This is a genomic window from Microbacterium wangyouchuni (genome assembly GCF_054072595.1).
On the sequence record NZ_JBSVRM010000001.1, the window covers coordinates 90679 to 113224 of the forward strand.

General features: G+C 65.0%; 23 protein-coding genes. 18 read left to right on the forward strand and 5 right to left on the reverse strand.

Features of this window, described 5'->3' with window-relative positions:
• Position 1 precedes the first annotated feature (1 nt).
• Positions 2–604 carry an Lrp/AsnC family transcriptional regulator gene (locus ACW5CM_RS00460; RefSeq protein WP_457123781.1) on the reverse strand — a complete coding sequence of 201 codons (603 nt, stop codon included), beginning with the start codon at positions 602–604 and terminating at the stop codon, positions 2–4.
• A 133-nt stretch (positions 605–737) separates the two neighbouring features.
• Between ACW5CM_RS00460 and ACW5CM_RS00465 the strand changes: the two genes are divergently transcribed.
• Genes ACW5CM_RS00465 through ACW5CM_RS00485 form a run of 5 tightly spaced genes read left to right on the forward strand, consistent with a single transcriptional unit; the run spans position 738 to position 5958 of the window.
• Complete coding sequence (locus ACW5CM_RS00465) at positions 738–2321, forward strand: ABC transporter substrate-binding protein (protein WP_438252364.1); 1584 nt, start codon at positions 738–740, stop codon at positions 2319–2321.
• 8 nt (positions 2322–2329) lie between these two features.
• Positions 2330–3388 (forward strand): ABC transporter permease, encoded by a 1059-nt coding sequence (locus tag ACW5CM_RS00470; protein WP_439255384.1) that lies wholly within the window; start codon positions 2330–2332, stop codon positions 3386–3388.
• Positions 3385–4317 carry an ABC transporter permease gene (locus ACW5CM_RS00475; protein ID WP_457123782.1) on the forward strand — a complete coding sequence of 311 codons (933 nt, stop codon included), beginning with the start codon at positions 3385–3387 and terminating at the stop codon, positions 4315–4317. Before ACW5CM_RS00470 ends, ACW5CM_RS00475 begins: the two co-directional genes overlap by 4 nt.
• Positions 4314–5126, forward strand: a complete 813-nt coding sequence (locus ACW5CM_RS00480) for an ABC transporter ATP-binding protein (protein ID WP_457123783.1) — start codon at positions 4314–4316, stop codon at positions 5124–5126. Before ACW5CM_RS00475 ends, ACW5CM_RS00480 begins: the two co-directional genes overlap by 4 nt.
• Positions 5119–5958 carry an ABC transporter ATP-binding protein gene (locus ACW5CM_RS00485; RefSeq protein WP_457123784.1) on the forward strand — a complete coding sequence of 280 codons (840 nt, stop codon included), beginning with the start codon at positions 5119–5121 and terminating at the stop codon, positions 5956–5958. Before ACW5CM_RS00480 ends, ACW5CM_RS00485 begins: the two co-directional genes overlap by 8 nt.
• 104 nt (positions 5959–6062) lie before the next feature.
• On the opposite strand, the gene ACW5CM_RS00490 is transcribed toward ACW5CM_RS00485, so the two are convergent.
• On the reverse strand, positions 6063–7040 hold the full coding sequence (locus ACW5CM_RS00490; RefSeq protein WP_457123785.1) for a hypothetical protein: 978 nt from the start codon (positions 7038–7040) through the stop codon (positions 6063–6065).
• Between the two features lie 167 nt (positions 7041–7207).
• Here ACW5CM_RS00490 and rpsF point away from each other — a divergent pair, with 167 nt between their 5' ends.
• The 9 genes from rpsF to ACW5CM_RS00535 all read left to right on the forward strand — a co-directional run bounded on the left by rpsF (position 7208) and on the right by ACW5CM_RS00535 (position 14095).
• Positions 7208–7576 carry a 30S ribosomal protein S6 gene (gene rpsF / locus ACW5CM_RS00495; RefSeq protein WP_438253718.1) on the forward strand — a complete coding sequence of 123 codons (369 nt, stop codon included), beginning with the start codon at positions 7208–7210 and terminating at the stop codon, positions 7574–7576.
• Positions 7577–7581: 5 nt separating this feature from the next.
• A complete protein-coding gene (locus ACW5CM_RS00500; RefSeq protein ID WP_438253719.1) occupies positions 7582–8112 on the forward strand; it encodes a single-stranded DNA-binding protein in 531 nt (176 codons plus the stop codon).
• Positions 8113–8178: 66 nt separating this feature from the next.
• Positions 8179–8433, forward strand: coding sequence for a 30S ribosomal protein S18 (gene rpsR / locus ACW5CM_RS00505; protein WP_017829850.1), 255 nt, complete (start codon positions 8179–8181; stop codon positions 8431–8433).
• Positions 8434–8444: 11 nt separating this feature from the next.
• Positions 8445–8897, forward strand: a complete 453-nt coding sequence (rplI, locus tag ACW5CM_RS00510; RefSeq protein ID WP_438253720.1) for a 50S ribosomal protein L9 — start codon at positions 8445–8447, stop codon at positions 8895–8897.
• Between the two features lie 509 nt (positions 8898–9406).
• Entirely contained in the window at positions 9407–10780 is a 1374-nt protein-coding gene (dnaB, locus tag ACW5CM_RS00515; RefSeq protein WP_438253721.1) for a replicative DNA helicase, read from the forward strand.
• Positions 10781–10894: 114 nt separating this feature from the next.
• Positions 10895–11044, forward strand: a complete 150-nt coding sequence (locus ACW5CM_RS00520; RefSeq protein WP_457123786.1) for a hypothetical protein — start codon at positions 10895–10897, stop codon at positions 11042–11044.
• Between the two features lie 6 nt (positions 11045–11050).
• A complete protein-coding gene (locus ACW5CM_RS00525) occupies positions 11051–11998 on the forward strand; it encodes an SDH family Clp fold serine proteinase (RefSeq protein ID WP_457123787.1) in 948 nt (315 codons plus the stop codon).
• A gap of 396 nt (positions 11999–12394) precedes the next feature.
• Positions 12395–13444, forward strand: a complete 1050-nt coding sequence (locus tag ACW5CM_RS00530; RefSeq protein WP_457123788.1) for a reverse transcriptase family protein — start codon at positions 12395–12397, stop codon at positions 13442–13444.
• Positions 13445–13639: 195 nt separating this feature from the next.
• Positions 13640–14095, forward strand: a complete 456-nt coding sequence (locus tag ACW5CM_RS00535) for an AAA family ATPase (protein ID WP_457123789.1) — start codon at positions 13640–13642, stop codon at positions 14093–14095.
• A 286-nt stretch (positions 14096–14381) separates the two neighbouring features.
• Here ACW5CM_RS00535 and ACW5CM_RS00540 read toward each other — a convergent pair whose 3' ends face one another.
• Genes ACW5CM_RS00540 through ACW5CM_RS00550 form a run of 3 tightly spaced genes read right to left on the reverse strand, consistent with a single transcriptional unit; the run spans position 14382 to position 17623 of the window.
• Complete coding sequence (locus ACW5CM_RS00540) at positions 14382–15428, reverse strand: Gfo/Idh/MocA family protein (protein WP_457123790.1); 1047 nt, start codon at positions 15426–15428, stop codon at positions 14382–14384.
• Positions 15429–15432: 4 nt separating this feature from the next.
• Positions 15433–16434 (reverse strand): Gfo/Idh/MocA family protein, encoded by a 1002-nt coding sequence (locus tag ACW5CM_RS00545; protein ID WP_457123791.1) that lies wholly within the window; start codon positions 16432–16434, stop codon positions 15433–15435.
• 16 nt (positions 16435–16450) lie between these two features.
• Positions 16451–17623, reverse strand: coding sequence for an ROK family protein (locus tag ACW5CM_RS00550; protein ID WP_457123792.1), 1173 nt, complete (start codon positions 17621–17623; stop codon positions 16451–16453).
• A 238-nt stretch (positions 17624–17861) separates the two neighbouring features.
• Here ACW5CM_RS00550 and ACW5CM_RS00555 point away from each other — a divergent pair, with 238 nt between their 5' ends.
• Genes ACW5CM_RS00555 through ACW5CM_RS00570 form a run of 4 tightly spaced genes read left to right on the forward strand, consistent with a single transcriptional unit; the run spans position 17862 to position 22532 of the window.
• Entirely contained in the window at positions 17862–18857 is a 996-nt protein-coding gene (locus ACW5CM_RS00555) for a Gfo/Idh/MocA family protein (RefSeq protein WP_457123793.1), read from the forward strand.
• Positions 18854–19882, forward strand: a complete 1029-nt coding sequence (locus ACW5CM_RS00560; protein ID WP_457123794.1) for a Gfo/Idh/MocA family protein — start codon at positions 18854–18856, stop codon at positions 19880–19882. The genes ACW5CM_RS00555 and ACW5CM_RS00560 overlap by 4 nt, the downstream gene beginning before the upstream one ends.
• Positions 19879–20943: a Gfo/Idh/MocA family protein gene (locus tag ACW5CM_RS00565; protein ID WP_457123795.1), complete on the forward strand. Its 1065-nt coding sequence runs from the start codon at positions 19879–19881 to the stop codon at positions 20941–20943. The genes ACW5CM_RS00560 and ACW5CM_RS00565 overlap by 4 nt, the downstream gene beginning before the upstream one ends.
• Positions 20940–22532: an FAD-dependent oxidoreductase gene (locus tag ACW5CM_RS00570; RefSeq protein WP_457123796.1), complete on the forward strand. Its 1593-nt coding sequence runs from the start codon at positions 20940–20942 to the stop codon at positions 22530–22532. Before ACW5CM_RS00565 ends, ACW5CM_RS00570 begins: the two co-directional genes overlap by 4 nt.
• Positions 22533–22546 lie beyond the last annotated feature (14 nt).

Genomic DNA, 22546 nt, shown 5'->3' on the forward strand with positions numbered 1-22546 from the left:
CCTACCGCGGCGGCAGCGGTTCCCGGGCTCCGGGAGCCGGTGTCCATCGCGTCATCCCCATCGTCCCTGCTGGTTCGCGCTGGGGGATGTCGGTGGGCAGGATGAATGTCCGCCGCACCACCTCGTCCAGGATCACCACGCTGACGACGGTGCGCACCTCGGGCAGCTGCGCGATCACGGCGGTGGAGAAGTCATGCACCCCACCGACGTCGGTCGCACGGATCATCAGCATCGCGTCGTGTTCGCCTGTGGTGACGGCACAATACTCGACCTCAGGCATTTCGAGCACCCGCTCGCGGAATGCCGGCCAGGATTGCGGATGCACGGTGACGAAGACGTGTGCGCCGATGGAGAGGCCGACTTTCGCCGGGTCGACGGATGCTGAAAAGCCGGTGATGACTCCGCTGTCCATGAGTGCTTCCACTCGCGAATAGGCGTTGGCGCGCGAGACTCCGACGCGTTCGGCCAGCGCCGCCATCGAGATTCGACCGTTCTCGCGGAGAGCCGCGAGGATGCGGTAGCCGACGTCGTCGAGCGCAGGCGACGCACTTCGTCCAGTGGATGCCGAATCGGTGGGCCGAATATTGGACGTAGTGTCTGCCATCCTCGGATCCTAGAACAATTTGTTTCACAAGGTCTGGTCTCATTGGACATTTCGTCACGCATCATGACAATCTGAACTCGGTCGTCCACAGCCGTCCGACCTTTCCCAAACACTCCCTTCCCTAGGAGGGTCTATGTCCTCGTTGTCTCGCAAGTCCCTGATCGCCATCGGTGCAGTCGCGCTTTTGGCCGTCACCGGATGCTCTGGCGGAAACTCCGCGAATGGTGGGGGCAACAGCTCTGCCGCCTCGCTCGTGATCGACACCGCGTTCTCGGTCGAGACCGCCGACCCCGGCCACAGCTACGATCCGACCGGCAACATGTTGGCGAAGGCTCTCTACGAGACGCTGGTCGACTTCGAGGGATCTGACGTGTCGACACCGATTCCGGGCCTTGCCTCCTGGGAGCAGAACGACGACGCGACAGAGTTCACCTTCACGCTTGAGGGCGAGCGCAGCTTCTCCGACGGAACGCCGGTTGAAGCGAAGGACGTCGTGTTCACCCTGCAGCGGATCCAGGGCATGGTCGAAGCCAAGCCGAACTTCCTCCTCAACGGCGTCACGATCGAAGAGGTCGACGACAAGACGATCCGCTTCACCACCGAGACCCCGCTGCTGCAGCTGCCGGCGATCCTCGCGAACCCTGCTCTCGGCATCGTCAACGCCGACGTCGTGATCGAGAACGGCGGCACCACAGACGGCACCGACACCGCCCAGGCATTCCTGGATGGCACCTCGGCCGGATCCGGACCGTTCGTGCTCGACACGCTCGACCTCGCGTCGCAGATCGTGCTGACCAGTAACGACGAGTACGACGGCAAGGAAGACAGCGCCTACGACCGCGTTGTGATCCGCAACGTCAGCGAGAGCGCCACCCAGCTCGCCAACCTCAAGGGCGGCGACACGATGGTCGCCATGGACCTCAACGGCGACCAGGTCGCCACGCTCGGCGATGACCTGAACGTCGACGCAGTCCCCTCGGGCCAGTCGATCTTCCTGCTGCTGAACCAGTCGGCCGACAACGCGGGCGAGCTCGCGAACGTCAAGATCGCCGAGGCGATCCGTTACGCCCTCGATTACGACGCGCTGCTGGAGCTCGCCGGGGCCGGTTCCGTGCAGGCCACCGGCGTCATCCCGCCCGGGTTTGAGGGTGCACTGGATGCCGGTGTCGAGCAGGATCTCGACCGCACCCAGGCGGCGCTCGCCGAGGCCGGATACACCGGGCAGACCCTGAAGCTGCAGTTCCCGAACGACTACCCCGTCGGTGGTGTCGAATTCACGCCTCTCGCCGAGCGCGTGCAGGCCCAGTTGAAGGACGCTGGCATCAACGTCGAACTCGCTCCCGCACCGTTCGCGACCGAGCTCGACGCCTATGTCAACGGAACCGAGGGCTTCGGCCTGTGGTTCTGGGGCCCGGACTACGCCGACTCGGCAAACTTCCTGCCCTTCGGTCCGGGACTGAAGGTGGGCCTGCGCTCCGGCTGGGCCGCCGAGGCGAACCCCGAGATCGCCGCCCTTGCCGCTGAGGCGGCCAGTGCGACCGACGCCGACGAGCGCACCGCCGCCTTCACGGAGTTCGCCGAGGCCATGCAGGCCGAAGGCCCGTTCGTGCCGCTGATCGTGCCCGGTCGCAACATCGCGACCGCCGGTGACGTCACCGGCGCCGTGTACAACTCGGTGTGGGAGATTGACATCGCCGAGATCGCACCCGCCGGCTGAATGACTCGATGAGTACTGCCACCATCGCGCGCAGGCGCCCGACCCGCTCTCCGCTGGTCGGGTACCTGCTGCGCAGACTCGGCACTTCGGTGCTGCTGCTGATCGGCGTCACGATCGTGACGTTCCTGCTGACCAACCTCGTACCCGGCGACCCGGTGTCGGCCGCGCTCGGTGAGGGTGCAGCGCAGAACCCCGAGACGCGGGCGGCGTTCATCAAGGCGCACGGTCTCGATCAGCCGCTCATCGTGCAGTACTTCATCTATATGGCGAACCTGCTGCAGGGCGACCTCGGCACATCCCTCGTGACCGGGCGCGCGGTGACGGCAGATCTCGCAACAGCCGTTCCGGCGACGATCGAAATTGCCGTCTGCGCGATCGTCGTCAGCCTCGCGGTCAGCATCGTGCTCGGCACCCTCGCCGCGTACCGGCGCGGGCTCGTTACGGACCAGGTCGTGCGCGTGGTCACCCTGGTGGGACTGAGCGTTCCGACGTTCTGGCTCGCGCTGGTCAGCTACTACTTCTTCTTCCTCGAGTTGGGGATCGCACCGGGATCCGGACGCGTCTCGCCGTCGATCACGCCGCCGCCGCGCATCACCGGCTTCTACACGATCGACTATCTGCTCAACGGCGACAGCGTCGGCTTCTTCGACGCAGCCGCTCACCTCGCCCTTCCGGTGATGGTGCTCTCGCTCGTCACCATCGGACTGCTGACCCGGTTCGTGCGCACCTCAGTGCTCGAGGTCCTCGACAGCGACTACGTGCGCGCCGCCCGGGCGAAGGGTCTCTCCGGCACTCGCGTCGTGCTCGACTACGTGCTGCGCGGAGCCGCACTGCCGATCATGACCGTCGTGGGTGTCGCCTTCGGTGCGCTGCTGAGTGGCACCGTGCTCGTCGAATCGGTGTTCGCCTGGCCGGGCCTGGGTACCTACGCCTACAACGCGGCCGCCAACCTCGACCTCACCGGCATCATGGGTGTCGGCCTGGTGGTCGGTGTCATCTACCTCGTTATCAACCTGATCGTCGACCTGCTGTACGGCGTGCTGGATCCGAGAGTGAGGATCGCATGAGCGCATTCGACGACCGCCGCGTGGCATCGCGGTGGAAGATCCGCTTCCGCTGGCCGCGGGCCTGGCGCACGCCCCTGGGCATCATCGGCTCGGTCATCGCCCTCGCCTGGGTGATCATCGCCTTTACCGCGCAGTGGTGGGTGCCATTCGGCCCGAACGCCCAGGTGCTGCCGCGCCTGCAGGCGCCCGGGATCGACACCCTGATGGGCACCGACGGCAACGGCCGCGACATCTTCTCCCGGCTCATGACCGGTGCGACCGTGACGATTCCACTCGCGCTCACCCTCGTGGTCGCCGCCCTCCTCATCGGCACGGTCATCGGAGCGCTCGCCGGATACTTCGGTGGGTGGCTTGATGAGACCCTGATGCGCATCACCGATCTGTTCATGGCCTTCCCCACGGTCATCCTCGCGATGGTGGTCGCCGCATCCCTCGGACCCTCGCTGTTCAATGCGGTGATCGCTGCGGTCATCGTCTCGTGGCCGCAGTACGCCCGTGTCACGCGCAGCCTGGTGCTGAGCCTGCGACGGCAGAACTACGTGATCGCGGGGCGCCTGCTCGGACATTCGCCGGCACGGAGCCTGTTCGTCGACATCCTGCCGAACATCGCCGGCCCCGTGCTGGTGCTGGCCACGCTCGATATCGGAACCGCCATCCTGCTGCTGTCCGGCCTGTCGTTCCTCGGTCTGGGGGCCCAGCCGCCGACGGCCGAGTGGGGATCGATGATCTCCGCCGCCATGCAGAACTTCGATGCCTGGTGGCTGGGCGTGTTCCCCGGTCTCGCGATCCTGACTGTCGTGGTCGCTTTCAACTTCCTGGGCGACGCCATGCGTGACGTGCTGGATCCCACCGCTGAGATCACTCATGAGAACCAGGCCGAGCTCGTGTCATCTGCGGCGCCAGCATCCGCGAAGGGAGCGAGCGCATGACCTCGACCGCCCTCAGCATCCGTGATCTGCACATCTCAATCGGCCGACCCCTCGTCCATGGCATCTCGCTCGACCTGGAACGCGGACGCGTGCAGGGTCTGGCCGGCGAGTCCGGTTCGGGCAAGACCCTCACCTCACTCGCCGTGCTCGGCCTGCTGCCGCCCAAAGCGACGACGACGGGTTCGATCCGCCTCGGTGATGAAGAACTGCTCGGGATGCCCCGCCGCGCGCTGAACCGCGTTCGCGGCAACCGCATCGCGATGGTGTTTCAGGATCCCTCGGCGTCACTGCATCCGCAGCTCACCGTCGGCAAGCAGCTCACCGACCACATGCGCGTGCACCTGGGGCTCAAGGGCAAGGCGGCAGACGCTCGCGCTGTCGAGATGCTCGAGCGGGTGCAGGTGCCGCGCGCGGCCGAGTCGCTGGGCCGCTACCCGCATCAGTTCTCCGGAGGTCAGCGACAGCGCATCGCGATCGCATGTGCTCTGGCCTGCGATCCGGATGTGCTGCTCGCGGATGAGCCGACCACGGCGCTTGATGTCACGGTTCAGGCCGGCATCCTGCAGCTGCTGCGCGATCTCGCTGTCGAACGCGATCTTGCCGTCCTGCTGGTCACGCATGACCTCGGCGTTATGAGCGCGATCGCGGACGATGTCGCGGTGATGAAGGACGGTCGGATCGTGGAGCGCGCGGATCGGGCGACCCTGTTTGCCGACCCGCAGCACGAGTACACGCGGACGCTCCTGGCGGCGCTTCCCGGCTCGCGGATCGCCTCCGAAGATGGGATCGAAGGAGCAGGCGATGAGTGACGCACTGGTGCTGGATGCGCAGGACATCGTCGTCCGTTACCCCGGAAACCCGCCGGTCGTCGCGGTTGATGCCGTTTCGGTTCAGGTCGCGGTGGGGGAGACGGTCGCTCTCGTTGGCGAATCGGGAAGCGGCAAGTCCTCGCTGGCCCGCGCGGCAGCAGGAATCGAGAAGACTGCTGGCGGTTCGGTGCTGTTCAACGGGATGCCCGTGACCACGATGGGGCTGCGGCGTCGCTCGCTCGCGCTCACCGGCATCCAGATGGTGTTCCAGGATCCGTCGACGTCGTTGAACCCGCGGCGGCGCATCGGCGAACAGATCCAGGACGGCATCCAGACCGCTGTCGCACGCGGCGATGAGGGTTCGCGCGTGGAGGAATGGCTGGAGCGCGTCGGGCTGAACCCCGCGTGGACGAGCCGTTTCCCGCACCAGTTCTCGGGCGGGCAGAAGCAGCGCATCGCCATCGCCCGCGCATTGGCCGCTCGGCCCAAGCTGCTCATCGCGGACGAGCCGATCTCGGCTCTGGATGCATCGACACAGACGAGCGTCGCCGCCCTCATGCGCGATCTCGTCGCCGAGGTCGGCGCCGGGATGCTGTTCATCTCGCACGACCTTGCGGTGGTCCGTCGCATCGCCGATCGGACGCTCGTGATGTACGCAGGGCAGGTGCTGGAGTCGGGTAACACCGCGGAGCTGTGGGCCGACCCGCAGCATCCGTACACCCGGTCACTGCTCGCCGCGATCCCGGAGCCCGACGGCCGGGGCCGCATCCCCGAAGCGCCTACGGCCGCAGATCGTGCGGCCTGGAACTCCACTCCGCCCATCACACGCTGAGGCCGGCCGCGGGCCGCGCCCGGGGTTGAGCTCGCGAGAAACAGTTTCCCGCATGAGAAACGTCGTAGGAACACCTGTCTCATGCAGGAAACTGTTTCTCGTGGTCAGCGGTTGATCGTGTCGGCGTCCCAGTGCAGGCTCGCGCCCTCGGGGACCGGTAGCGCCTCAAGCGCAGCATCCGCGCAGAGCGCTTGAATCAGCGCCGCCGAGCCGGCGACGATCGTGGAGTCGTAGTCGATCTCGCTCACCATCACCCAGGCGCGGTCAGCCGGCCACAGGATGCTGGGATGCTGCGCCTCCGGCGCGAAGCCGTGCTCCTCAGCCGGACGGTCGCGCCACGGCACACCGAGCACCCAGTCCGGGTCGGCGAACACGGCCGGGGCGGCGGAGAAGAGCACGTGATCGCGGCTGGGGAGGGAAAGCCGCTGGCCCTGTGAGATCTCGTCCGAGACGATGCCAGGCTGCCACTTCGCCTTGCGGAACGGGTTGTTGAAGCGGTCGTGGAAGCTCTGCTGCAGAACCTGCGCATGTGCCGGGTCGTCCGTGAACTCGAGGAAGGCGCGACTTGAGGTCTCACCGAAGTGTCCGACGAACCCGCCCCATCCTTCCCAGATCGCAGCGAAACCGGCATCCGGGGTCGACGTGTGCACGATGAGGTGCCGCGCGATGGCGGCGAGCAGAGTCGGTGGAATCTCTCCCTCGAAGGGCGACGTGAACTCGCGGCCATCCGGAGCGATGCGCGTGCGCCAATCGCCGTCCGGCGGGGTCTTCACCAGACGCTGCCACTGGGCGAGCGCGTGCATGGTGGTGCCGAAGGCGTCGGCGGTCTCGGCCCAACTGGCTGGCGTATCGACGAACAGTTCGCTGAGGCGGGCGTGCTCGGCATCCGGCATCCGGTTCCACTCGTCCATCGTCGGAACGGCACGATCCGGCAGTGAGCGCACCTGCGCGGGGTGGAAGACGCGCGCATAGGCCTCAAACCCGCTCGGAACAACACTGTGCATCGTGTTGTTCTCGGCCAGATCCTTATTGAGCCGCTCGCGCAGCCAGTCGCCGACAGAGACGTCCGAGATCCACTCCATACCGTCCACGCTATCGACCGTGTTCGCGACACGCCCGCGATTCCGTTAGACTGTTCAGGTTGTCTGTCTATCGGCCCGCATTCGGCGGTCTGCGGCGGACACGTGCACACACCCTCCTGCTCTCGGGAAATTCCCGGAAGCCGTTCTAGTCCGAAGGAGGTGGGTAAGTGACGCACCAGTACGAACTCATGGTCATTCTGACCCCCGAGATCGACGAGCGCCAGGTAGCCCCTACGCTCGACAAGTTCCTCAAGGTCATCACCAACGATGGTGGCACTGTGGACAAGGTCGACATCTGGGGCAAGCGCCGTCTTGCATACGAGATCCAGAAGAAGACCGAGGGCATCTACGCCGTCGTCAACTTCACAGCAACGAGCGAGACCACACAGGAGCTCGACCGTCAGCTGGGCCTGAACGAGCAGATCATGCGCACTAAGGTTCTTCGTTCAGAAGAAGCTCAGGCGATGGTTGCTTTCGAAGCTAAGCGCTCCGAAGAGAAGGCTGCTCGCAAGGCCGCCAAGGCAGCGAAGGCCTAAGACTCATGGCCGGCGAAACCGTCATTACCGTTGTGGGAAACCTCACGGCCGACCCCGAGCTGCGTTACACGCAGAACGGGCTGCCGGTGGCGAACTTCACCATCGCATCTACCCCGCGCAGCTTCGACCGTGCCGCGAACGAGTGGAAGGACGGCGACGCGCTGTTCCTCCGTGCGTCCGTCTGGCGCGAGTTCGCTGAGCATGTGGCGGGTTCTCTGACCAAGGGCATGCGTGTTGTCGCGCAGGGGCGCCTGCGTCAGCGCTCCTACCAGGACCGCGAAGGCAACCAGCGCACGTCGATCGAGCTGGAGGTCGACGAGATCGGCCCCTCGCTTCGGTACGCGACAGCGCAGGTTACCCGTGCGGCTTCTGGCGGTTCTGGCGCGGCTTCCGGCGGTGCCGGTGGCGGCGGTGGACAGGTGCGTCCCGCGCAGCAACAGCAGGCGTCGTCAGAGCCGTGGTCTACCCCCGGCTCGTCGACAAGTGCGGATGCGTGGAGCACTCCGGGCAGCTTCGGCGACGACACCCCGTTCTAAACAACTTCTGGATCCGGACGCTTCGCTCGTTGAAGTGACCGGCATCCGCTCATCAAAGGAAAAACCATGGCTGGAAAGTCGAGCGGCGACCGCCGCAAGCCGCGGAAGGGTGGCAAGCCCACCGCTCCCGCGAAGTCGATCCGGGTTGGCGTCATTGACTACAAGGACGTCGCAACCCTTCGCAAGTTCGTCTCGGAGCGCGGCAAGATCCGCGCCCGTCGTATCACCGGTGTTTCGGTGCAGGAGCAGCGTCTGATCGCCACCGCGATCAAGAACGCACGCGAAATGGCGCTCCTGCCCTACGCTGGCGCAGGCCGGTAAGGGGTAACGACATGGCAAAGCTGATTCTCACGAACGAGGTTGCCGGGCTCGGAAGTGCCGGTGACGTTATCGAGGTCAAGAACGGGTACGCCCGCAACTACCTCATCCCGCAGGGCTACGCCACGGCGTGGACCCGCGGTGGTGCCAAGCAGGTCGAGTCGATTCAGGCTGCCCGCAAGGCTCGTGCGATCCACGACCGCGACGAGGCTGTGGCTCTCAAGGACGCGATCGAGGGCGCGAAGGTTCGCCTGGCTGTCAAGGCCGGCGCTACCGGACGCCTGTTCGGTTCGGTCAAGACCGACCACGTTGCCACTGCTGTTGAGGCTGCTGGCATCGGTTCGATCGACAAGCGCAAGGTGACCATCACCGCGCCGATCAAGTCGACGGGCATCCACGAGGCGACCGTGCGTCTGCACGACGACGTCGTGGCCGTCATCACCCTTCAGGTTGTCGCGGCCAAGTAGTCCGCAACACCTTCGCAGAACGCCTTCTACCCTCGGGTAGGGGGCGTTTTGCTGTGTGTTGGAGGTGTCCGTGCGGGGTGACAGGGGTGGATGCCCCCGGAAAATAGGGAACGCGCCCGAGAAAATCAAGACTTGACTTCTCCCCAGGTTGTACACATCCCACACACTCATCGCTCAACCTTCAATCAGGTGTTTAAACAGAATCTCATCCACAGGCTGGGGAAACTCTAAACCGCTGATCAGAGCGAATAAATCGGCAAAAATCCACCTGTCACCACAGGGTTATCCACACCTGTTTTACACAGACACTCCCACGTTCTCCGCAAACTGTCCACAGGGTTATCCACAGGCCATGTTGCGTGTGGATGAGGTCGCTCGTAGCGTGGACGAGCGACCAGATGTCGGTGGTGTGTGGTTCGCTCATTTCGACCGCAGAGGACACCGCGGTCGCAAGGGTTGCGGGCCCGATCCCGGGCCGCATCAGCCACCAGCGCACCGAAGGGAGCACCGTGTCGATTGCCGACATCTCGGAGGACCGTCTCGGAGGACAGCGCAAACCGGAGCGCGTGCCGCCGCACGACCTCCTCGCCGAGCAGAGCACCCTGGGCGGAATGCTTCTGTCGAAGGATGCCGTCGCCGATGTGATCGAGACGCTCAAGGGCGCCGACTTCTACATCCCCAAGCACGAGCTCATCTTCGAAGCGATCCTCACCCTGTACTCGCACGGTGAGCCCACCGACGTTGTCGCAGTCACTGACGAGTTGATCAAGACCGGTGAGCTGGGACGCGCCGGTGGCGCCGACTACCTGCACACGCTCACCTCGATCGTGCCGACCGCGGCGAACGCCGGGTACTACGCCGGCATCGTCGCCGAGCGCTCGATCCTGCGCCGCCTCGTCGATGCGGGCACGCGCATCGTGCAGCTTGGCTATGACGGCCAGGGCGATGCGACCGATCTTGTCAATAACGCGCAGGCCGAGATCTACGCGGTCTCCGGTACGCAGACCGCGGAAGATTACGTTCCGCTGACTGTTGCGGTGGATGCTGCGATGGAAGAGATCGAGGCGGCCAGTGGCCGTGACGGCTCGATGACGGGCGTGCCCACCGGGTTCAAAGAACTCGATGAGCTGACGAACGGTCTGCACGGCGGTCAGATGATCGTCGTGGCAGCGAGGCCCGCTGTCGGCAAGTCGACGCTCGCGCTCGATTTTGCTCGTGCTGCGGCGATCGGGCACAACCAGCCCGCAGTCTTCTTCTCCCTCGAAATGGGCAAGAGCGAGATCGCGATGCGTCTGCTCAGCGCAGAGGGCGCGATTCCGCTGCAGCACATGCGCAAGGGATCGCTCGATCCGCGCGACTGGACGACGGTCGCTGCGACCCGCGGACGCATCAACGACGCGCCCCTCTTCATCGATGACAGCCCGAACATGACGCTGGTCGAGATCCGTGCGAAGTGCCGCCGCCTCAAGCAGCGCGAGGGCCTGCGCCTGGTCGTCATCGACTACCTGCAGCTGATGACGAGCGGCAAGCGCGTCGAGTCGCGCCAACAAGAAGTCTCGGAGTTCTCGCGTGCGCTGAAGTTGCTCGCGAAGGAGTTGCAGGTGCCGGTCATCGCACTGTCGCAGCTGAACCGTGGTTCTGAGCAGCGCACGGACAAGAAGCCGCAGATCAGCGACCTTCGTGAGTCCGGGTCGATCGAGCAGGATGCCGACATGGTGATCCTGTTGCATCGTGACTCGGTCTACGACAAGGACATTCGCCCGGGTGAGGCCGACCTGATCGTAGCCAAGCACCGTAACGGCCCGACCGCGACGATCAACCTGGCATTTCAGGGTCACTACTCAAGGTTCATGGATATGGCCCCGGGTGGGGACTTCAACTGAGCGTAGGTTCCGCGTGAAGATGGCAAATGGTCGTCGAACGGCGTCGAGCGGGACTGGACATTGAGCTGTAGGCCACATCGCGACGCTCCAGCCCGTGTGTGCGATACTTTTGCCATGGAAGACCTTGTGGAGCCGATGGCGGAGTTGTCCAACTTCTACGCCCGGTATGCCACGTCAGTGGAACTTGGCAACGCTTCGCGCCGTGCCGACGTCGAGTATTGGGCCCCGGCACCGCCGCCCTTGACGCTCGCCGCGCACGGATGAGCCTCGGTGTCGACGTGGAATGAGCTCCTCGACGAGCTCAACCGTCTGGGCGGGGTCGCCCGCGACGAGTGGTTCAACTCTCGGTTGGATGCCGCGATCTCTCACGTCTCGCAAGAACGCGGCGGGCGAAACGTACTCGTGTACTTTTCAGCCTTCCTGCAAAAGGGAGACGTACCCCCTGGCCACATCATCATGATGCCGGAGGACGTCAATGGGTTCATGTCATCGTTCCACGGGATGGACTCGTCGAAGGGCCTGACCGTGATCATGCACACGCCGGGTGGCGCGACGATGGCGGTTCAGAGTCTTGTCGAGTACACGCGATCGAAGTTCGATGACGTCGAAGTCATTGTTCCCGCGTTCGCGATGTCTGCGGGAACGATGTACGCGCTCGCAGCGGATCGCATCGTGCTCGGCCGGCAGAGCCAGCTGGGTCCCATCGATCCGCAGCTATCGTTTGGTGGGCGTCAGCACTCTGCTCGGTCGATCGTTGAGCAGTTCGATCAGGCACGTCGTGAGATCGTTGGCGACCCTCAGAAACAGGTTCCGGCCAACCCCGCTGCAGCCAACCTTTGGGCGCCCGTCCTGGGTTCTTTCGCCCCATCACTTTTGCAGTTCGCCAACGATCAACTCGACTTCTCTGAGTCGATGGTGGCTGGCTGGCTGGCGCGCTACATGTTCCCCGGCGATCCTGAGAAGGCGGGAGAGGTCGCCAACTTCTTCAACGACGCGTCGCGGCATAAGAGCCACGACAAGCGCATCGGTATTCAAGAGGCGCGCGAGCAGTCACTCACGATTGAGCAGCTCGAAGACAACCAGAGCCTTCAAGAAGCCGTCCTCACCCTTTACCACTTCCTCACGATCCTCGTCGAGCAGACTCCCACCACGAAGATTATCTCTTCGGGCAGTGGAAGAAACTGGGTGAAAAGTTGGTCCGGGGTTCAGCGAAACTGAGCCCGTCCGGCCATACGCAACGGCGGCAGAACTGGGGCTCTCGCGCCTTAGCTTTTCTCGGTAGGAGGCAACTGCGTGCTCGCGACACGCAGGACCTCTTACCGTGCGAGCACGTGAAACCGAAAGTGGTGATCGAGTACGGAAAGCTGCGGTGCCACCGCTAGCGCTACATTGCGGCGGGCAACGTCGGTGGCACGCACTAGTGTGAGATCCACTGGAGGGCGGGAACGCTTAGTACACACATCGCGGCTTCGTGCCGAGATGCGGCCGCGCTTTCTGCAGAAGTGTGGGTAGGTCGCGAGACCGGGCGGTACCGTTGGTGCCGCTCAGCAGGCTGTGAGCAGGAATCAAATGCATCAAAGGTAAGCACCCGCCCTCCAGGCTGAAGGGGTATCAATGCTTGCTGGACTTGGGATCGCAGACCTCGCGGAATCTGCGAAGGTCGATCTTGACTATCTGGGCGCGATCGTCGATCGCCGCAGCGATCCGTATGAAAGCGTGCGTCTCGCAAAGCGCTCGGGCGGTTACCGTTACATTGACGTTCCGGAGGGGAGGTTGGCTCATTTCCAACGACACGTGCTCCGTGAACATCTCGATGACCTGCCACTGCATTCTGCTGCGTATGGCTTCGTGCGAGGGAAGTCCGCTGTCAAGTGCGCGTCACGTCACCTAGGAGCACGTTGGCTTCTGCGCATCGATCTGCGAGAGTTCTTTCCGTCAATCGACGAACGAGATGTATATCACGTGCTTCGAAGGAACCTCCATGCCGACAGGCTGACCGGCTTTCAACTCGCGCGTCTCCTTACCCGCTCAGGCGGCGTCCGGCCGGTGAACCGTGAGGTGCGGGGTCGATCGGAGTATTCGGAGCCACATCTCGCCTACGGGCGTCTGTATGGGAAGGAGTTCCCGCCGGCAACCCTAGGCTATCTACCACAGGGCGCACCCTCGAGCGGCGCGATCGCCAACCTTGCTGCTGGGTACCTGGACGTGCGACTCACTGGATTGGCGCGGGACTCTCGCCTGCTCTATACGCGTTACGCTGACGATCTTCATTTCTCCTCGCACACAGAAGTCTCACGTACCGAGACACGAAAGATTGTTGGCGCGGGGTATGGGCTGATTCGCCAAGCAGGCTTTCAGCCCAACTTGAAGAAGACTCGGGTGTTCGGCAGGTCAATCACGCCGACGATGCTGGGACTGCACATCGACGGATCCCACCTGAGGCTTCGCCGGAGCATACGTGAGGAGATTGACGAGACGATTCGCGCGCTGGAGCGGTTTGGTGTTGTCGCCCATGCCGCACATCGCAAGCAAGATGAGATGGCGCTCCTCGCGCGCGTGGAAGGGCTAGTGAGTTTTTCCCGCGGCGTTGACCCGGCCTGGTCCCGCCCGCGTCGAGACTCACTCCGACGAATCGTGGACGCACATCTCATCAACAATGATTGACCGTGTCGATGGCGGAAGACAACGGGACGTCTAGGAATCCGCCACTTCGCGTGAACTCCCCAGTCTCAAACTGCTGTCACTTGCCGGGGAATCCCGGCCGTCCACTGCCATCTCGACCGGGGACCTACACTGAGCGTAGTTTCCTGACTGTAGGTCCCGCAGCCCGGGCACCGTACCCTGACAGGTACGGTGCGCGTGCTTGTCACTGGATTGTCCGGGGCCGGAAAGTCGACCGTTCTGGGGCGGCTCGCTCAACGTGGGCACCGCACTATTGACACGGACTATCACGGGTGGGAGCTTGCCGACGGAACCTGGGACGAGCCTCGAATGGCCGCGCTACTAGCCGACGGGATTCCAGTGGTCGTATCGGGGACAGCGGAGAACCAGGCACGCTTTTACAACCGGTTTGAGCACGTCTGGCTGCTCAGCGCCCCGGTCGACGTGTTGCTCGATCGCGTTCGCGCTCGCACGAACAATCCATACGGAAGATCGGCACAAGATCAAGAGGAGATCCGCCGCTACGTTATCGAGGTCGAACCGTTGCTCCGCTCCGGCGCTGATTTAGAGCTCGATGGTCGTCGATCCGTGGATGACTTGGCAGACGAGGTCGAGTCGCTTCTCAAGCCCGGCACGGCAGCATCGTCTATCTAGGAATTCGCCATCTCGTGGGGATCGTGGGCAGCGAAAACACTGCCAACTACCGCGGAATCGTGGCGTTCTCTGCCATCTCGACCGGGAGCCTACAACTGAGTTGTCGTTGTCCTAGGCCGTCGCCGCTATCTTCGGGGCGTGGCCGCAGGCCACCTGCGAAGGAACTGCTGTTACGTTGATGCCGCGTAGCGCCTCGTTCCGGAAAGGGTGTGCGTGCGCCCGGAAGAGCTGCTGTTTCCCCGACCGGTGGTCGACACACCAGCGTCCGTTCAAGTGATCCGTAACGTCACAGTAGCTGCACGCGGCCTTCCTTCGCCGACGTGCGCGCGGCATCCATGATCCGGAGCGTCCTGATGCCCGAGTGGCCGTCGGGCATCGGAACATACGCAGGAGGCTGGCCAGGCACGGCGGGTCCGCAACGGCGAACCGCGGCGAGGAACGTCGACAGGAGACGGTTGTCGGGATCAGTTCCGACTACCACGTACACTTCGCCGTCGTCGTCGTAGCCGCCGAGATGATCGTCGAACGGGGCGATCTCGACGGTCGCTTCAGTGCCGGTCACCTGCAGCGTGATACCGCCCCAGACGGGGGCCGACGCGGGCTGGCTCCACGAGCAGTCGATGCTCGCGATCATCCCCGAGGGGTAGCGCAGGGTTACGAGCCCGGAGGTCTCCACGCGGGTGCCGTGCTCTGCGTGCAGGATGCCGTTGGATACGGCGTAGACCGATTCCGGCAGCTCGCCGTCGGTGAGGTCGTCGATGAGATCCGCGCAATGCACGATGTGGTCAACGAGCGCACCGCCTCCTGCGGCATGGGGATCGGTGAACCATTGACGGTCGTGAATGGGGATCTGCCCGTTGTTGGTGCCGCTGATCGCGACCATCTCGCCGAGTTTGCCGTCCCTGATCAGCGAGCGCGCGTCTTGGTACGACGGCGCGAATCGCACCGGGTAGGCGACCATCAGGATCGAGCCGGAGCGCTCACAAGCCGCGACCATTTCGATGCCGTCGGCTACTTCTGTGGCGAGGGGCTTCTCGCACAGGATGTGAGCTCCCGCGGCGGCTGCACGCTCGACCAGCTCTCGGTGTCGCACGTTCTCGCTCGTGACGATCACGGCATCGGGACCCCATGCGAACAGTTCGTCGTAGCTGTCCACGTACGCAGCGCCGAGTCGCCCCGCGAAGTCGCGGCCGCGAGGTCCGGCATCGGGCGCTTCGGCACCGTGCGGGTCGGCGGTGAGCAGGTCGACATCGGACATGCGTAGCAGGGCACGCACATAGGTTTCGGCGTGCACGTGGGCGAACGAGGCGATCGCAACCTTCAGGGTCTTCACGGTGTTAGGCATCCTTCGCATACGTCATGGGCGAGAGCAAGACGGGCTCGCCGCTGGCGATCGAGGCGACGGCGGCTTCGGCCAGCCGTACGGCTTCGATGCCGTCGTCGATACCGACCTTCGCCGGTGTCCCGGTGCGAAGATCCAGAAAATGCGAGAGCTCGGCCAGGTAGGGATTGGGCTGACCGCGGGTGCCTGGCTGGTAATCCACGCGGGCGGGGTCGACGACGATATTGCGCCGTGCCGCAGAGTCGTACCGCAGGGTTCCGCGTTCGCCAGCGATCGCGAACGACGCCCGGAACCGCGATCCTGGGGCCGCCCACGTGGCCGTGACCTGGGAGATGGCACCGCTGGCATGGGTGAGTGTGGCGTGCGCGCCGGTGATGGCACCGCCGACGCGATCGAGGCTCTGAGCCGCGAAAACGCTCGTTACGTCGCCGCAGAACCATCGCGCCTGGTCGAGATCGTGCAAGAGAAGATCGAACACTATGCCCCCCGACTGATGCGGCCGAGCAAACCAGGTGTCGGCGGCCGGTGCGGCAGCAGCACGATGGAAGCGGGAGACTGCCACCGTGCCGATGCGTCCCTTCGCCACGGCTGACCGTGCGGCGGCATTCGGGCGGGTGAATCGGGCGACATGAGCGGGGAACACCCGCGTGCGGGCCACGGCGGCGGCGGCGGCGATGGCGTGCGCATCGGCCGTCGAGAGCGCGAGCGGCTTCTCGCAGACGACGTCGCGACCGGCGGCGATCGCGCGTAGCGCGTACGCGGCATGCGTGTCGCTCGGCGAGACGATGTCGATCACGTCGGAGCGTTCGAGCAGCTCGTCGATCGTTTCGACGACAATCATGTTCTGGGCCCCGGCGAGGTGCTCTGCGCCGTCGGTGGAGAACACGGCCATGCCGATCCCCAGCTTCGACCAGGCCGAGGCATGGATCGCCGCCATTCTTCCTGCGCCGATCAGTCCGACGGTCTGCGGAGGGGACTCTGGGGAGAGGGGCTGCATGTGGTGGGCCTTCTGATCAGCGATCGCCCGACAGCGCGGGTGAGATGAGGTCGATTCGGGGGACGGGGACGCCGGGGATGCCGAAGAGTTCCTGTGAGCCGTCCTGATAGCCCAGGGCGAGTGCGCCGATGGCAGTGGCGTCGGCCTCGACAGGCGACGCGATCACGTTCGGCTTGGCATCGAGCAGGATGATGCGGCGCACTTCTTCGCGGAGGCGCTCCGTGATCGAAGGGTTGCCTTGGGGGAACTCTCCGCCGACCACGATGAGGTCGGGGTCGAAGACGAGAGAGACGGTGGCGATGCGCTGGGCGATCTCGGCGAGGAACTGTGCGATCTCCGCTTTCGCGTTGGGGTCACCCGCGGCCGCCGCGGCGAGTGCTTCCTGAGTGCTGGTGCCGCTCTTCCAGGTGAGGTCGCCTTTGACTGCATTGCTCGTCCACTTGAACCCGCGGAGGCTGGCGAGCTCACCCGAGCTGCGATGAGCTCCCTGGTGAATGCGACCGTCGATCGTCAATGCGAACGAGACGTGGGGGCCGACCCGGAAGTGCAGCGTGTTGGGGGCCAGCTGGGCCGCACCGAGGTGATGCTCGGCGAACGCCATCAGTTTCGTGTCGTTCTCAAGCATGACGGGGCAGCCGAGTGCATGGGAGAGGTAGCGTGCGAGGTCGGTGTTTCCCCATTGCGGCACGTAGTAGCTTTGAGCGATCTTGCCGTCGACACCGATGATGCCCGAGACGCCGACGCAGGTCGTCTTCAGGCGCGACGGATTGACGTCGGCGTTGTCGAGCGCGGCGCGGATAGTGTCGACGACCGCCGTCATGCGTTCATTGGCGTCGCTTGTACTGGCAATCGTGCTGTCGGCTCGTCCGACGATGCGTCCGCCGAGGTCCCCGATGAGCACAGTCGTGTGGGTGGGGCCTGCGTCGACACCGGCGACGACTGCGCTTAGGTGCTCGAGACGGAACCGCCTCGCCGGACGTCCGGCAGCACCGCTCGCGTGGGCAGACGCGGCCGAAAGGATGCCTGCCGCGACGAGGTCAGTGACGACCGCTTCGGCTGTCGGCCGGGACATTCCGCCGCGACGGGCGATGTCGGCGATCGTCAGGTAATCGGAGGTCGAGCGCAACACCTGGATACAGGCGAGTTCGTTCGCATGCCGGATATCGGCCGGGCTTGGTGTGGGTCCCATGAGCACGCTCCCTCCTTCGTTTCGTTGCACACCATACCAATAGAAACGTGCCTGCACAATTGAAGGTAGTTGTGACGTAATGCAATGCGCCTTGCGTCTCAGGAGCGCGCGGGGTCCGCAGGAAAGCGCATAAACACGCGGGAGTTGCGGTCTTCACTCACGAGCTATTCAATTCAAATTGACGTTTCGTAATGACCCTGCAATACTCGGGTCTGCTAGCGCGATCAGAGGAGATCAGTTGAGGTCGAAGAAGGTAGCCGTCATCGGTGGTGGCGGTATTGGAAGCATTCACGCTGCGGCGTACCAGGCCGTCGGTGCGGAGTTGGTGGGAGTGATCGAGCCGTCTGAGGCGATCGCCGCGCAGTTCTCTGCTCGGTTTGGTGTTCCATCATTCCCGACGCTCGATGCACTACTGGCAGCGTCTCTCGGAACCGAGGTCGTTAGCATCTGCACACCGCCGGTGGCTCACCGCGAGCTCACCGAGCAGGCGATCGCCGCAGGTCTCCACGTGCTCTGCGAGAAGCCGCTCGCGCACACTCTAGAAGACGCCACCGCCATCCACGAGGCCGCCACTCGCGCGGGTGTCGTGGTCGGCACCGCGTACTGTCACCGGTTCCAGCCCGAGCTGCAGTTCATGAAGACGATGATCGAAGAGGGCCGCATCGGCAACGTGCGTACCTTCTCGAATGAGTTCTCTGGACACCAGGACGACATCGAGAAGCGCTGGTTCGGCCGGAAGGCACTCTCGGGCGGTGGAGCGGTACTCGACGCCGCGATTCATTCGATCGACGTTTTCCGCTTTCTGTGTGGCGAGATCGACCAGGCCTCGGGATCGGTCGTTTGCGACCTCGACGGCACCGTGCTCGAGGTCGAGCATTCCGCGGCACTCGCCGTGCGCTCGATCGACGCGGTGGTCGGCACGATTCTCGTGTCATGGAAGGCCCCCAGCGGAAAGACCCAGATCACGTTGGCCGGCTCAACGGGCGGCTTGACCTATGACTATGCGCGTCCGGGCGAGGTCGAGCACGTTACCGCCGACGGCGTCGTCCACGTTCTCGAAGTTCCCGTGGGCAACCGGTTCGAGCGCGAGATCGACGATTTCCTCGAGGCTGCTCACAACGGATCCGCCCCGCGCACCAGCACCTTCGATGGACTGGTCGGTGTCGGGATCGTTGACGCCGTGTACCGCGGCGTGCCGATCCCGGACTTCTCATCGTTGCGGAGTGCGCGGTGAGCGCGCGCGAGACGAGCGTGGCACCGGGGATGCCGGGCATGCGAGTCGGTATCGTCGGAGCGGGCACGATGGCCGCAGTACATGCGCAGGCCTGGCGAAGCCTCGGCGCTGAGCTCACGTTCTTTGCGCCGCGCGGCGCCGACGAGATCGCTGCCCGCTTCGGCGGGTCGTCGGCGCCATCTGTCGAGGCACTCCTGGCCGACGTCGAGGTCGCTGACATCTGCACCCCGACACCCGCACATGCCGACCTCATCGTGCAGGCACTGAAGAGCGACGTGCACGTGATCTGCGAAAAGCCACTCACCCGCACCGCCGACGAAGCCGATACAGTGCTCGCAGCCGCCGAGCAGTCGGACCGTCTGCTGATGCCAGCGCATGTGCTGCGGTACTTCCCGCAGTACGAGCTCGCGCACCAGTCGATCCAGACCGGCAAGATCGGCGACGTCGCCGTGCTCCGCTTCCACCGCTCCGGCCCCGCACCTCGCCGCGCGTGGTTCACCGACGCCGAGGTATCGGGCGGGATCATCCTCGACCAGATGGTTCACGACCTCGATCAGGCGCTGTGGCTCGCGGGCCCTGTGGCATCAGCGTTCGCGCGCGAGGTGAGTGGCGGGGCTGACGCGCCGCACATCCGGTCGGCGCACGTCATCCTCACCCACGTCAACGGCGCGATCAGCTATTGCCGCGGTGGGTGGGGTGACCCCGAGATGCCGTTCGTCTACGGCTACGACATCGCAGGCAGCGCCGGAACGCTGTCGTACGACTCGCGACGCAACTCGGGGATGGAGATGTTCGAGTCGCGGCCCGACTCCGAGCGTGAGGAGGAGTTCGTGCCGGATGTCGGCTTCATCGCCGATCCCTTCGTAAAGCAGTTGCGCGATCTCATCGGCTGCATTCAGCGGGGGGCTACGCCGCGCACGACCCCTGTGGAGGGTGTAGCCGCCGTCGATGTGGCACTCGCCGCCATCCAGTCCGTCGCAGACGGAAGACCCGTCGCCGTCCGATCGAGAGGAGCAGGCCGATGATCCGTCCGCTGAAGATCGCCGTGATGTCGTTCGCGCATCCGCACGCCCGCGCGTACATCACCGCGCTTCAGGCCCGCCAAGATGTCGAGTTACTCGCCTCCGACCCGGGGAGCATCACGGCCCCGGATGATCCGGAACGCGGGGCGGCGCTTGCCGCCGAGCTGGGCATCGCCTACGCCGACTCGTACGACAAGCTGATGGCCTGGGCGCCCGACGGTGTGGTCATCTGCTCGGAGAATGCACTCCACCGTGAAGACATCGAGCGCGCCGCCCGCGCGGGCGCACACGTGCTGAGTGAGAAGCCGCTCGCCACGACGGTCGCCGACGCGGTGGCATGCGTTGAGACGTGCCGCCAGGCGGGGGTGTCGCTGATGACGGCGTTCCCCATGCGCTTCACACCGATGTTCCGTGCCACGCTCTCGGCGGTGCGCGACGGACGCATCGGTACCGTGATCAGTGCCGCGGGAGTCAACCACGGCAAGCTGCCACCCTCATGGTTCGTCGACCCCGCACTGTCGGGTGGCGGAGCGGTCATGGACCTCACTGTGCATCTGGTCGACCTCCTGAACACGGTGCTCGCGTCGAGCCCCGACGCGGTGTACGCCGCCGCCAACCGCGTTCTCCACGCTGATGACCCGAGCGTGCGAACTGAGACCGGCGGCCTCGTCAACGTTACCTACGGCAACGGCGCCGTCGCGACGATCGACTGCTCGTGGAGCCAGCCGACCGCGGCGCCCAACTGGGGCGGCCTCACACTGCACCTCATCGGAACCAAGGGTGCGATCGAGATCGCGCCGGTCGACCTGCATGTCGAGGGCATCGCGTCCGACGGGCGCCCGCAGTGGCTGTCATACGGCACCGACTACAGCGTGCCGATGATCGAGGAGTTCGTCGGATCGATCCTCGAGGGCCGTGAGCCCTCCCCGAGCGGAGTCGATGGCTTGCGGGCAGTCGAGGTGGTGGCGGCCGCACAGGCATCTGCCGCTTCCGGCCAGGTCGAGTACGTGCACACGGTTCCGCTGAGCAACGGCGCGCCCCTAGATAGTGGAGAGACACGATGAGCGCGACAGTGCTGCACACCGAGATCGCAGTGATCGGCGGGGGCGTCGGGGGAGTGGCCGCAGCGCTGGCGGCCCTCCGACGTGGCCGGCGGGTGATCATGACCGAGCAGTATGCGTGGTTGGGCGGCCAGCTGACCTCGCAGGCTGTTCCGCCCGACGAGCACCCCTGGGTCGAGAACTTCGGGGTGACCGCGTCGTACCGGCTACTGCGAGACCGCATCCGTGACTACTACCGGCGTAACTATCCGGTCACCCGTGAGGCGTTCGCGAACCCGACCTTCAACCCGGGTAACGGCACCGTCAGCCAGCTGTGCCACGAGCCTCGGGTGGCGATGTCCGTCATCGAAGGTATGTTGGCGCCCTACCGCGCGTCGGGCCTGCTCACTGTGCTTCAGCCGTTCGTGCCGGTCGACGTCGCGATGGACGGCGACCGAGTGCGCTCGGTGCTCGTGCGCGATATCGTCACGGGCGAGGAGATCCGCATCGAGGCGCCGTATGTGCTCGATGCGACCGAGACGGGCGAGCTCCTTCCGTTGAGCGGAACCGAGTACGTCACCGGTGCCGAGGCGCGCGACGAGTTCGGCGAGCCGAGCGCTCCTGAGGCAGCCGACCCGCAGAACATGCAGGCGATCACCTGGTGCTTCGCGTTCGACCACGTCGACGGCGACCACACGATCGCCCGGCCGAAGACATACGACTTCTGGCGCGAGTATCAGCCGTCCTACCAAGACGTGCCGCTCCTGTCATGGACTTACCCGCAACCGATCACGCTGGTTCCGACCATCGGCGCCATCGGCGTCAACCCCGAGCCCGGCGGGGTGCCGCTGGCCCCCGGGGTGACCGACCTGTGGACGTACCGTCGCGTGATCGAGCGGTCGAACTTCGTGCCCGGAACGTTCCAGAGCGATATCGTCATCGCGAACTGGCCGATGAACGACTACGTGATCGGCTCGGTCATCGACGTCCCCGATGCGCAGCAACACCTCGACGCGGCGCGGGAACTGTCGCTGTCTCTCCTCTACTGGATGCAGACGGAAGCCCCCCGCCCTGACGGCGGTGCCGGCTATCCCGGCCTCCGTGCACGAGGGGACGTGGTGGGCACTCGCGACGGACTCGCGCAGGCTCCATACATCCGCGAATCACGCCGCATCCGTGCGCTCACGACCGTCACCGAATCAGACATCTCGGTGACAGCACGCGGTCACGGGCGCCCTGCGACGTTCGCCGACTCGGTGGGTGTCGGGTCGTACCGGATCGATCTACACCCCTCTACCGGAGGCGACACGTACATCGATGTTGCCGCCGCGCCGTTCGAGATTCCGCTCGGGTCCCTTGTGCCGCACCGCACGTCCAACCTGATCGCGGCGGCCAAGAACATCGGCACGACGCACATCACCAACGGGGCGTACCGCCTGCATCCCGTCGAGTGGAACGTGGGCGAGGCCGCCGGCCTGCTCGCCGACTACTGCCTGGCCCACGGCTCGACGCCGCAGGGCGTTGCGACAGACGAGCGCGAGCTCGCCGACTTCCAGCACCACCTCACGACCCAGGGCATCGAACTGCACTGGCCCGACGTCGTGGGTTCCTGACGACCCGCAGGGGC

Bases quoted from the DNA above. Each gene is read 5' to 3' on its own strand.
- ACW5CM_RS00460 (WP_457123781.1), bottom strand. From the start codon at position 604: ATGGCAGACACTACGTCCAATATTCGGCCCACCGATTCGGCATCCACT.
- ACW5CM_RS00465 (WP_438252364.1), top strand. From the start codon at position 738: ATGTCCTCGTTGTCTCGCAAGTCCCTGATCGCCATCGGTGCAGTCGCG.
- ACW5CM_RS00470 (WP_439255384.1), top strand. From the start codon at position 2,330: ATGAGTACTGCCACCATCGCGCGCAGGCGCCCGACCCGCTCTCCGCTG.
- ACW5CM_RS00475 (WP_457123782.1), top strand. From the start codon at position 3,385: ATGAGCGCATTCGACGACCGCCGCGTGGCATCGCGGTGGAAGATCCGC.
- ACW5CM_RS00480 (WP_457123783.1), top strand. From the start codon at position 4,314: ATGACCTCGACCGCCCTCAGCATCCGTGATCTGCACATCTCAATCGGC.
- ACW5CM_RS00485 (WP_457123784.1), top strand. From the start codon at position 5,119: ATGAGTGACGCACTGGTGCTGGATGCGCAGGACATCGTCGTCCGTTAC.
- ACW5CM_RS00490 (WP_457123785.1), bottom strand. From the start codon at position 7,040: ATGGAGTGGATCTCGGACGTCTCTGTCGGCGACTGGCTGCGCGAGCGG.
- ACW5CM_RS00500 (WP_438253719.1), top strand. From the start codon at position 7,582: ATGGCCGGCGAAACCGTCATTACCGTTGTGGGAAACCTCACGGCCGAC.
- rpsR (WP_017829850.1), top strand. From the start codon at position 8,179: ATGGCTGGAAAGTCGAGCGGCGACCGCCGCAAGCCGCGGAAGGGTGGC.
- rplI (WP_438253720.1), top strand. From the start codon at position 8,445: ATGGCAAAGCTGATTCTCACGAACGAGGTTGCCGGGCTCGGAAGTGCC.
- ACW5CM_RS00520 (WP_457123786.1), top strand. From the start codon at position 10,895: ATGGAAGACCTTGTGGAGCCGATGGCGGAGTTGTCCAACTTCTACGCC.
- ACW5CM_RS00530 (WP_457123788.1), top strand. From the start codon at position 12,395: ATGCTTGCTGGACTTGGGATCGCAGACCTCGCGGAATCTGCGAAGGTC.
- ACW5CM_RS00545 (WP_457123791.1), bottom strand. From the start codon at position 16,434: ATGCAGCCCCTCTCCCCAGAGTCCCCTCCGCAGACCGTCGGACTGATC.
- ACW5CM_RS00550 (WP_457123792.1), bottom strand. From the start codon at position 17,623: ATGGGACCCACACCAAGCCCGGCCGATATCCGGCATGCGAACGAACTC.
- ACW5CM_RS00565 (WP_457123795.1), top strand. From the start codon at position 19,879: ATGATCCGTCCGCTGAAGATCGCCGTGATGTCGTTCGCGCATCCGCAC.
- ACW5CM_RS00570 (WP_457123796.1), top strand. From the start codon at position 20,940: ATGAGCGCGACAGTGCTGCACACCGAGATCGCAGTGATCGGCGGGGGC.